The following is a 10,572-nucleotide window of genomic DNA, read 5'->3' as shown; positions in this document are numbered from 1 at the left end:
CTCAGTTGTCGGCACCATCCAACGGCCAATTTAACATCAACATCTTAACACCCTAACCTATTATTGAATGATTGGTTTTATGGGTGTTGGTTTTTATTCCCCGCTTAAGTGGTGCTGAGGGAGGTAATTGGCATAGAACAGCCGGCAGGAAGCCGGGTGAGCCGTGGGCGCACAGGGAAGTGCGCTACGCGGCGGTTCGTTAAGTGCCAATTAGTGAACGATGTTGGTAGCGCAAACCTCATATTCACAGTGGTCGTCGGGGGTGTTGCGAACGTCTGACACCTTGGCGCCGTCGGTCGAGTTGACACACCACATGTCCCGAGAGTTAGCTTTGGTGCTTGTCCAGTAGAACGCCGCGCCTCTGAAGTTTGTACTGAAGCCGCTACCGGTATAACTTGGCATGTAGCCCCATTCACTAAACAGTCCAGCACCGATATTACGTTGGTAAGTGCCTACAATAGCTCCGGATGAATTGCGGCTAGCGTTATTAGTTAACTCTTTGAACTCTGCCACATGATAGCCTAAACGGCTACACAAGGATAAAACGTGAGCATACTTATCACAATTGCTTCCGTTGTTGATGAACCACTGCTTTAAGACAAAGCCATATCTTACTACCTCTCTATAACTACTATCATAACCTACTAACACGAATGTCTGTGGCAAGAGGACAGTTTTAATATTAGAGTTCATATGTGGACCGTTGAGGGTGACGCGGATGTTATTAGCATTATCGGGTGATGGCGTCATGGTAGCGGTAATACCTTCTTGGCTGACTGTTGGCCATGTCAATGCTGAACCTTTAACACCACCTATGTCTAAATCAAAATACAGATTATTAGCACCGGTAGTCGGGAAGTTACGATTGTAACTTGATGGTGTAGTTGATTGCACTAGAAAGCCTTTAGTTGGGTTCCAGATAGTGGCGGGGCCGGCGAAGTTCTCTCCTGAATAGCCTGACTCATTATTTGAACCATATTTAAGATTCGGCTGGGCGTAACAGATTGTAGGTGGGGGACTGATATAATAGGTAGCAGTACCTCCGCTGAAACTACTACTATTAGGCAGCCCATACCGGGTGGTTAAACTACCAGCAGTACTGGTTAATTCCACTTTATAAGGGGCACCACTACAAGCACTTAAAACGGTATTTCGACTCACTGCCTGATTGTCTTTATCGGTAATACGCACGCTTAAAGTACCACTAGCGGTAACACCATTAGCACCCTGACCATCACCATCATCATCGCCCCAATAATTATAGGGTGCGCCAATTAGAGCGTTTAAGGCGATGGAATCAGTATTGGTAGGCACCAGCATACCAATATCGGTAAAGCGCTGATTAGCTGCCCTGAGCACTATTGGGTTAGCTGCGGTCGAAGTATTATCCGGTGTGTAGGTGGTTTGAGTAGTACCGTCGGAGATGGTAATACCTAACAGACCCTCCGTAGTCGTGACCTTAGTGACCCCATTATCAAAGGTTAAATATGGCTGAGTACCATGGATTACCTGGGCAGTAGTGGCGGACAACGCTTGGGTAGTAGTAGCATATGGCAATAACAGCAACGGCATTAAGGCTAAACAACGCTTTAAATTAAAACCTAAACGTGAATGGCGCTTAATTAGTGATAATGGCGGTAACTGCCGATTGGGCGGTAATGATTGTAGTAGCCATAATGGCACCATTGAAGATAATTGCCGATTGGGGTGACCAGGTTGCCGATTATGCCGACGGCACGGGGCTAAATCTAGGACTAAATCGGGAACTAAATTATCACTTCGGTGAAATGAGGCAACTACAGTGTGTTGAGATAGATTTTGGACGTAAAGCTGCCAGTGCTTGTGTCTTGTGTCTTGTGTCTTCCAGTATAAGCCATGATGAAGATTCCGTCAAGTAATTTTATGTTTTATTTACACTTTTTCCATTCGAGTGCACGAAAAATAACCTCCGTACCACTCATCGCTAAAAGTATATCGCCTTGATAAATTTTAACTACTGTTTTGTTAAGTTTATTTGTAAAGAATAGTAAAGATGAAGGCATTTGCTTTATTTTTAAGCTGGGTTTGGGTTGAGTTTTTATACTGAAACATACCCCTATTAGGAAACATCTTGACGGGAAATTAATTATGTAAATCCGTTAGGTTTCGAGCGTTTTACGATTTGGTGATTATTTTAATTACGGTGCCGACGCTCGAGTAAGGGAATTTTAACGCGAAAATTCCCTTACAACCCAAACGCGGGCCTGCAGATGGTGGTCTACGACTGCCCTCCGCCTTCGCTTGGTCTTAACGCACCGGTCGTGATTTGTTCCTACAAAGCACTCCCTCGGCAAACTTCCCTGTTTGCCGTGCTAACCTCACTCAGTTGTCGGCACCATCTAACGGCCGATTTAACACCTAAAACCCAAGACTATTGTAAATTAATTGGTTTTTACTTCCTGCGGGGTGTGGGGAGATTGTTAAGAGGGATTCACACCAATCCCTCTTAACGCCTAAGCGGCAGCGTGACTAATTAACCAATTTTATACGCAAACATACCCCTCTCAGGAAACATCTTAACAAACATAAAAATGCCAGCGTTGATTGCTGGCATTTTAAAAAGCGGCTCGGGTTGCCCCTGCCGCTGCAACCGTCCTTTGGTTGCTTAAACTTTATTACCCCTTATTAAACACCCGTGACTTAAGGATTAAGGACTAAGAACTAAGGACTAAGGATAGGCGCAAACCGCGTTGTAGCCGATGCTGGGATCGCCGTCTTTGACAACGTCGCCGGTGAGCGAGTAGACATTGAACTGGTTAGAACCGTTGCTGTCGCTTGTCCAGTAGTAGTTGTAGAAGAAGCCGGCATCGGTATAAGGGTGCATGTAGCCCCATTCAGTGAACAAACCCGCACCAATATTACGTTGGTAATAATTAACAGTTGATGACGGCGTGGCGCCATCTATGCCATTAACGCATGGAAACCATCTATTATCCACACCACACTTCGCGTTAGTTAAGTCTTTGACCTGGGGCAGACGGTAACCTAAACTACTACACCAGGATGAGGTGGGAGCATAAGTATCTCTTTTAGTTCCACGGTTTACGAACCAATGCTTTAAGACAAAGCCATAGCTTACTAGCTCGCTATTACTACTATCTTTACCGACTAACACGAATGTCTGTGGCAAGCTGGGAGTAGCGACGCTACCTGGTGTGGCTGAACTGATTTGGGATTCTGTTGCCGCCGGACCAGTGAGGGTGACGCGGATGTTATTGGCATTATCGGGTGATGGCGTCATGGTTGCGGTAATACCTCCTTGGCTGACTGTTGGCCATGTCAATGCTGAACCATTAACACCACCTATTTCTAAATCAAAATACACATTATTGGCTCCAGTAGTGGGGAAGTTACGACTGTAACTTGATGGTTCAGTGGATTGCACCAGGAAGCCTTTAGTTGGGTTCCAGATAGTGGCGGGACCGGCCTTGTCGCCGGTGCCATAGGTTAGATTTGGCATGGCGTAACAGATTGTAGGCACAGCTTTAGGACTGATATAATAAGTGGCACTATTACCAGTGAAATTACTACTATTGGGCACCCCATACTGGGTAGTTAAACTAACATCAGTACTGGTTAATTGCAATTTATAAGGTGCTTTACATAAATCTAAGCTGGCACTACGACTCACGGCTTGATTGTCTTTATCGGTAATACTGACGCTTAAATTACCGGTAGCGGTAATACCATTAGTACCCTGACCATCACCATCATCATCGCCCCAATAATTATAGGGTGCACTAATTAAGTCGTTTAAGGCAATAGAGTTAGCAGTGGTAGGCACCAACATCTGTACATCAGCTAAAGTTTCACCAGCATTAGGTAACACTATAGCTGTAGTCGCTGAAGTATTGATTGCCGGAGTAATGTGAGTACCGTTGGATAGGGTAATCCATAACAGACCCTCAGCAGTAGTGACTTTAGTTACCCCATTATCAAAAGTTAAATAAGGCGCACTACCATTAATCACCTGTATTGTGCTGGCTAATAAGGCCTGAGTATTGACTGAATATGGCAATAATGATAAGGGTATTAATGCTAAAGCTACTTTAGATAAGCGTTTTAAGGTTGAATAATATAACTGCGAAAATCGCGATAAATTTAGATGTTTAAGAGTTAAAGTGAGTTTTAGGAGTAATAGTTTAACTAAAACGTTTTTAAAAAGATTTATGGTATAAAGCTGGCGTCTAACTGAATAGTACATAACGTTCCACCTTTTCTTTATTTTTTGTTTTATTTCATATTTTTCTCCATTACTGATAAATTGAGCTAAACTCATTTTAGCTATAAAAAGTATAATTCTTTGATAAAAAATTAACTACTTCTCAATCTAAAATATTTGTAAAATAAGTGTAAATACCAGTATAAATAGTAGGTGATTTTACTCGGCATGTAGCGTGTAAAAAACAAACAATTCCTTTTATCCCATGCCAATAAAGGCTTTAAAGCCAATTTATGGATACACGCCATTATCGAACCCAAACCATAACAAATATCAACCTATTTTTTATACGCAAACGTATACCTCTCAGGAAACATCTTAACAAACATAAAAATGCCAGCGGCGGAGCTGGCATTGGTTGGTATGGTGTGCTTTGGCGTTGTCGGTCGTAATTAGTATAATTCCCGAGCAACTTAGGCAATTCGCATACCGGGTTTGGCGCCGTTATCCGGTGATAATAGGTAAATACCGTCACTATCATCTTTGCCACTGGCAGCCAGCACCATGCCTTCGGAGATGCCAAAGCGCATTTTTCTAGGTGCCAGGTTAGCAATCATCACCGTTAAGCGCCCTACCAATACTTGCGGATCGGGGTAGTATTGTTTAATCCCCGAAAATACATTGCGGGTTTCGTCACCAATATCTAAGGTGAGCTGTAATAACTTATCTGAACCTTCAACCAAAGTAGCATTTTTAATGAGGGCCACGCGTAAATCAATTTTAGCAAAATCATCAAAATTGATAGTTTCGGCAATCGGTTCAGCAATTTTGGCTGTTGCTGGCGCAGCTGATGCAGCTTGTTGTTTTGAGTCTTCAATCATGGCGGTGATTTTGTCCATATCTATGCGGTTAAATAAGGCTTTAAAGCGATTGATAGTGTGATTAGTTAGGGCTTGATCAATGCTGTGCCATTCTAATTTACTATTTAAAAATTCCTCAGTGCGCATTGCTAGCGAAGGCACAATCGGTTTTAAGTAAGTCATTAAAATGCGGAATAAGTGGATCCCCATGGAACAGATATCCTGTAATGCCTGATCTTGCCCATCTTGTTTAGCAACCACCCAAGGGGCTTTTTCATCAATATAACGGTTGGCTTCGTCGGCTAATGCCATAATTTCACGGATGGCTTTACCGGATTCGCGTTGTTCAAAATAATCGGCAATAATTTGTGCTTTTTCAACAAATTGCGCATATAACTCTGGCTCGGAAACTTGCGCTGACAGTTTGCCGTCAAAGCGTTTATTAATAAAACCAGCCGAACGCGAAGCAATATTGACCACTTTATTAACTAAATCACTATTCACGCGTTGGACAAAGTCTTCCAGATTTAAATCAATATCATCAATATGTGGTGATAATTTAGCGGCATAATAATAACGCAGGCAATCAGGATCTAAGTGTTTTAAATAGGTGCTGGCTTGAATAAAGGTACCGCGCGATTTAGACATTTTGGCACCATCAACAGTAACATAACCATGCACAAAAATATTCGATGGTTTGCGGTGGTCACTCCCCTCTAACATGGCTGGCCAAAATAGGCTATGGAAGTAAACAATATCTTTACCAATGAAATGATACAGTTCCGTGGACGAGTTTTTATTCCAGAACTCATCAAAAATCGCTTTATGGTTTTTATTGCAATAATTCAAGAACGAGCCCATATAACCGATTGGCGCATCTAACCATACATAAAAATATTTGCCCGGAGCATCGGGAATTTCAAAACCAAAATACGGGGCATCGCGGCTAATATCCCACGGCTGTAGGCCAGCGGCAAACCATTCTTGCATTTTGTTGGCCACTTGTTCTTGTAAAGTACCTGAACGTATCCACTGTTGTAACATGTCGGAAAAAGCCGGCAGATCAAAAAAGAAGTGTTCCGAGTCTTTCATAATCGGCGTAGCACCAGAAACAACTGACTGTGGATTAATTAAGTCGATGGGATTATAAGTAGCACCACAGACTTCGCAGTTATCGCCATATTGATCCGGCGCTTTACAACGCGGACAAGTGCCTTTTACAAATCGATCCGGTAAAAACATTTGCTTTTCCGGATCGAACAGTTGTGAAATCACTTTAGTCTTAATATAACCATTAGCTTTTAAGCGTTTATAAATCTGCTCGGAGATTTCCCTATTTTCCGGGCTGTGAGTTGAATGGTAATTATCGAAACTAATATTAAAACCGGCAAAATCGCGTTGATGCTCGGCTTTTACCTCATCAATCATCTGTTCCGGCGTAATGCCCAATTGCTGAGCTTTGAGCATAATTGGGGTGCCATGAGCGTCATCGGCACAAATAAAATAGATTTCATTACCACGCATTCGCTGGTAACGCACCCAAACATCAGCTTGAATATGTTCAAGCATATGACCTAAGTGAATTGATCCATTCGCATAAGGAAGCGCACAAGTAACCAGTATTTTGCGTTGAGTTGTCATGTTGATTTATTACCTTTTTTTACATAATGGCAGAAATAGTACAACAATCGTGGGATTATCGCCAGATTTATGCCATAATTTGCTGAAAATTCTTTAGATACTCAGCCACCATTTAGTGATGGTTTTATAATGTAGGCACTGGCATTTGTAGTCTACCATGATTACTATCTTTATTAACCAATATCAATGAGTTACTAATTTGTGGTAATATGAATACCAACATTTATGTTCCAAGTGATAAGGCTTATACCCATGGAAGCAGAAAAGATTCTTGAGCAATTTACTCACCCTACTCTAACTAAAAATTTGATTGAACTAGGTGCGGTAAAACAATGTGAATGTGTAAATAAACAATTATTGATTACTTTGGAAATGCCATTTGCTTGGCAAACGGCATTTGCTGAATTACAACAAACGCTTACCCCTACTTTACTTAAACTAGATGGCGTTGATGATGTTAAGTGGAAGATTAAATACAATATTGCTACTTTAAAGCGTGCCAATAATCAACCCGCTATTAATAATATTAAAAATATTATTGCCGTGAGTTCCGGTAAAGGCGGTGTGGGTAAATCGTCGACAGCGGTTAATTTGGCGTTAGCTTTACAACAACAAGGTGCCAAAGTGGGGATTTTGGATGCTGATATTTATGGGCCATCAATCCCAACTATGCTTGGCACCGAAAAACAGCAACCTTTATCACCTGATAATAAGCATATGACCCCAATTATGGCTTATGGACTAGCCAGTAATTCGATTGGCTATTTGGTTGACTCTGATGGCGCCATGGTTTGGCGTGGCCCCATGGCTAGTAAGGCGCTATTGCAGATTTTACAAGATACGCTGTGGCCTGAACTAGATTATTTGGTGATAGATATGCCACCGGGTACCGGCGACATCCAATTAACACTGGCTCAAAACATTCCGGTTACAGCGGCAGTGATTGTAACGACCCCACAAGATATTGCTTTAATCGATGCCAAAAAAGGGATCACCATGTTCACTAAGGTGAATATTCCAACCTTGGGTATTGTTGAAAACATGAGCTACCATATTTGTGAAAATTGTGGTCACCATGAAGCAATTTTTGGCGAAGGCGGTGCCGAACGTTTAGCCAAGCAATACCACACCACGTTATTAGGGCAAATCCCACTGCATAGAATGTTACGCCAAGATCTGGACGCTGGTAAACCCACAGTCATTAGTCACCCTGATAGTGAATTTAGTAAGATTTATGGCCAAATTGCTGGCCGCATTGCCAGTGAACTGTATTGGCAAGGTGAAGCAATTTTACCGGATATTTCGTTTAAAGCATTATAAAATAAAGGTTTTCCGCTATATTAACCAAAATCGACAAGCGCGGAAAACCCTACCCCGGTTAGCTGATTATTTTATCCTTAAACATAAAAAACACCGCCCCCAGCAAACATAATCCAGCCCAAATGTAGTCTGTTTTGAAAGGTTCTTTAAGAATAAATATCGAAAATGGAATAAATACCGATAAACTGATCACTTCTTGAATAATTTTCAATTGCCCGGCAGTGGCCACTTGAAAGCCAATGCGGTTGGCTGGCACCTGTAATAAATATTCAAATAAGGCGATCCCCCAACTAATAAACACCGCCACAATCCAAGCTTGATTATGTAAAAAGCGTAGGTGGCCATACCAAGCAAAGGTCATAAAAATATTACTAAAGGTAAGTAGACAAACAGTGATAAGAAGTTGATTCATGATTAAGATGACAGTAATGGAATAAGTTCGGCTATTATATACCTGTGTCTATTAAAGTTACACCAACGCAACTTGGCAATTTGCTTATAGCAAAGAAGTAATTATCTATTTTATTAATTGGTTAAATTGCCCCTGTTTATGGGTTCTGGCTATTGTAGTCCTGCCTGTGTCGTTTTATAGTTAAGCAACATGTTTTAGCTTATCTCCATCTATTTTCAATGTATTGCTGCTGCAAGGTATTGCTAGCAATTACACCTTAGGTAACCACACTTATCACAACATTTAGGAGACGATTATGCAAAAGAGAGTAAACGAAGTCACTATGGGCGGTTCAGCCGTTACTTTATTAGGCCCGAAAATGAAAGTTGGCGATCTGGCTCCGGATTTTGTGGTTCAAGATGTCGCCATGAATGCTGTCAAATTATCTGACTTTAAAGGTAAAGTTAGAATTATTAATTCCGTTCCCTCAATTGACACTTCGGTCTGTAGTGCTCAAGTTCATCATTTTAATGTGGCCGCAGCTAACCTTAAAAATACAGTTATTTTTTCGATTAGTGTTGATTTGCCATTTGCTTTACGCCGTTATTGTGCGGCCGAAGGTATTGATGCGGTTAAAGTCACCTCGGATCATAAAGAGCTTGATTTTGGCTTAAAATATGGGGTAGTCATCGCAGAAAAACGTTTATTGACGCGCGCCGTTTTTGTTATTGATCAACAAGGCAAAATTGCTTACGTTGAGTATGTTAAAGAAGTATCCAATGAACCTGATTATGACAAAGTTCTGGCTGCAGTCAAAGCCTTAGTTTAATAACTATTAATCTATTATGATTTTACCACCTAGGCTGGTTTTAGGTGGTAAGTTAGCTTGAGTTTTATTAGGGTATCAGTTTAATAATAAATAATATTCGGTTATAATCGCCGCAACTTATCTAGCCCATCTATTTACTTATATCATGAATAATACCCAGAAACGATCGCGGATATGGTCTTCTATTCTTTGTTTGGCTTTTGCGGCCTTTATTTTTAATACTACCGAATTTGTGCCGGTGGGATTATTGCCCAATATTGCCGAAAGTTTTTCGATGGATGTAGCCCATGCCGGGCTATTGCTAACTATTTATGCTTGGGCGGTGTCGCTACTGTCGCTACCATTGACTATTTTGACAGCGAAAATGGAACGGCGAAAATTGCTGGTGTTTCTGTTCTGCTTATTTATTGGTAGTCATATTTTAGCTGGCTTTGCATGGAATTTTTATAGCTTAATGGTGGCACGAATTGGTATTGCCTGTGCCCACGCAGTATTTTGGGCCATCACTACGCCGTTAGCGGTTCGATTAGCCCCCAATGGTAAAAAGGCTAAAGCGATGGGCTTTATTGTGGTTGGAACGTCGATGGCAACTATTTTAGGTATTCCTATTGGGACTATGATTGGGCAACTGGTGGGTTGGCGAGTCACTTTTTTATGTATTGGGATTATCGCTTTTTGTGTGATGGTGTTATTAATGTATTTACTACCGAATGTGCCGAGCATGAATACCATTTCGATTAGGGACATTCCTAAAGTGTTACAGCGACCGGTACTGCTTAACATCTACCTTCTAACCGCGATTATCATAACCGGGCATTTTACCGCTTATACCTACATTACCCCTTTTATGCTTAAAGTGGGCGGTTTTGATCAGCATATGGTGGTGGTGCTACTGTTAGCTATTGGTTTTTCCGGCATGATAGGTAGCATTCTTTTTGCCAAATTTGCTGACAAGCATCCGGTAGCTATTTTAGTGGTGCCAATAATATTGTTACTGATTTGTTTGTTATCACTTTATGTTTGTTCGTTTAGCTTGTTCACCGCGATAGTGCAAGGAATGGTGTGGGGGCTATCAATTACGATTATTGGTATGGTAATGCAGAGTAAAGTGATTGATGTTGCCCCGGATGCCGCCGACATAGCCACTTCCGTTTATTCCGGGATTTACAATATTGGGATTGGTGGCGGCGCCTTTGTGGGTAGCCAAGTGTTGCTGTATCTGTCAACGCATTATATTGGTTTTGTCGGGGCAATTTTTGTGATCATCGCCCTGTGTTTGTTTTATTGGTTAGCCAGAAAAACTTGGTATTCAATAAGTAACCACTAAACG

9 protein-coding genes are annotated in these 10,572 nt (G+C 41.6%); 5 read left to right on the top strand and 4 right to left on the bottom strand.

The window, feature by feature from the left end:
• Positions 1-210 precede the first annotated feature (210 nt).
• Positions 211-1,572, bottom strand: coding sequence for a hypothetical protein (locus A9G13_RS10960; RefSeq protein WP_141670920.1), 1,362 nt, complete (start codon positions 1,570-1,572; stop codon positions 211-213).
• A gap of 59 nt (positions 1,573-1,631) precedes the next feature.
• Between A9G13_RS10960 and A9G13_RS10955 the strand changes: the two genes are divergently transcribed.
• Entirely contained in the window at positions 1,632-1,898 is a 267-nt protein-coding gene (locus A9G13_RS10955) for a hypothetical protein (protein WP_176701972.1), read from the top strand.
• Positions 1,899-2,707: 809 nt separating this feature from the next.
• Here A9G13_RS10955 and A9G13_RS10950 read toward each other — a convergent pair.
• Entirely contained in the window at positions 2,708-4,243 is a 1,536-nt protein-coding gene (locus A9G13_RS10950) for a hypothetical protein (protein ID WP_065557636.1), read from the bottom strand.
• A gap of 251 nt (positions 4,244-4,494) precedes the next feature.
• Here A9G13_RS10950 and A9G13_RS11195 point away from each other — a divergent pair, with 251 nt between their 5' ends.
• Positions 4,495-4,653 (top strand): hypothetical protein, encoded by a 159-nt coding sequence (locus tag A9G13_RS11195; protein WP_176701971.1) that lies wholly within the window; start codon positions 4,495-4,497, stop codon positions 4,651-4,653.
• A 21-nt stretch (positions 4,654-4,674) separates the two neighbouring features.
• Here the strand turns inward: A9G13_RS11195 and metG are convergent, their stop codons facing one another.
• Positions 4,675-6,702: a methionine--tRNA ligase gene (gene metG, locus A9G13_RS10945; RefSeq protein ID WP_065557635.1), complete on the bottom strand. Its 2,028-nt coding sequence runs from the start codon at positions 6,700-6,702 to the stop codon at positions 4,675-4,677.
• 252 nt (positions 6,703-6,954) lie between these two features.
• Between metG and apbC the strand changes: the two genes are divergently transcribed.
• On the top strand, positions 6,955-8,022 hold the full coding sequence (apbC, locus tag A9G13_RS10940) for an iron-sulfur cluster carrier protein ApbC (protein WP_218059237.1): 1,068 nt from the start codon (positions 6,955-6,957) through the stop codon (positions 8,020-8,022).
• Positions 8,023-8,080: 58 nt separating this feature from the next.
• On the opposite strand, the gene A9G13_RS10935 is transcribed toward apbC, so the two are convergent.
• Positions 8,081-8,434 (bottom strand): DMT family protein, encoded by a 354-nt coding sequence (locus tag A9G13_RS10935; RefSeq protein ID WP_065557633.1) that lies wholly within the window; start codon positions 8,432-8,434, stop codon positions 8,081-8,083.
• Between the two features lie 295 nt (positions 8,435-8,729).
• Here A9G13_RS10935 and tpx point away from each other — a divergent pair, with 295 nt between their 5' ends.
• Together tpx and A9G13_RS10925 are read left to right on the top strand one after the other, a co-directional pair.
• The gene (gene tpx, locus A9G13_RS10930; protein ID WP_065557632.1) at positions 8,730-9,242 is read left to right on the top strand and encodes a thiol peroxidase; all 513 of its coding nucleotides are present in this window, start codon (positions 8,730-8,732) and stop codon (positions 9,240-9,242) included.
• Between the two features lie 145 nt (positions 9,243-9,387).
• Positions 9,388-10,569, top strand: a complete 1,182-nt coding sequence (locus tag A9G13_RS10925; protein ID WP_065557631.1) for a sugar transporter — start codon at positions 9,388-9,390, stop codon at positions 10,567-10,569.
• Positions 10,570-10,572 lie beyond the last annotated feature (3 nt).

Source organism: Gilliamella sp. wkB178, from assembly GCF_001690705.1.
Classification (GTDB): Bacteria; Pseudomonadota; Gammaproteobacteria; order Enterobacterales; family Orbaceae; genus Gilliamella; species Gilliamella apicola_K.
The sequence above is the reverse complement of the archived record's forward strand: the minus strand, read 5'-3'. Positions and strand labels throughout refer to the sequence as shown.

Excerpts from the sequence above, each read along its gene's own strand:
- A9G13_RS10955 (WP_176701972.1), top strand. The coding sequence starts at position 1,632 with ATGGCGGTAACTGCCGATTGGGCGGTAATGATTGTAGTAGCCATAATG.
- A9G13_RS10935 (WP_065557633.1), bottom strand. The coding sequence starts at position 8,434 with ATGAATCAACTTCTTATCACTGTTTGTCTACTTACCTTTAGTAATATT.
- apbC (WP_218059237.1), top strand. The coding sequence starts at position 6,955 with ATGGAAGCAGAAAAGATTCTTGAGCAATTTACTCACCCTACTCTAACT.
- A9G13_RS10950 (WP_065557636.1), bottom strand. The coding sequence starts at position 4,243 with ATGTACTATTCAGTTAGACGCCAGCTTTATACCATAAATCTTTTTAAA.
- metG (WP_065557635.1), bottom strand. The coding sequence starts at position 6,702 with ATGACAACTCAACGCAAAATACTGGTTACTTGTGCGCTTCCTTATGCG.
- A9G13_RS10925 (WP_065557631.1), top strand. The coding sequence starts at position 9,388 with ATGAATAATACCCAGAAACGATCGCGGATATGGTCTTCTATTCTTTGT.
- A9G13_RS11195 (WP_176701971.1), top strand. The coding sequence starts at position 4,495 with ATGGATACACGCCATTATCGAACCCAAACCATAACAAATATCAACCTA.
- A9G13_RS10960 (WP_141670920.1), bottom strand. The coding sequence starts at position 1,572 with ATGCCGTTGCTGTTATTGCCATATGCTACTACTACCCAAGCGTTGTCC.
- tpx (WP_065557632.1), top strand. The coding sequence starts at position 8,730 with ATGCAAAAGAGAGTAAACGAAGTCACTATGGGCGGTTCAGCCGTTACT.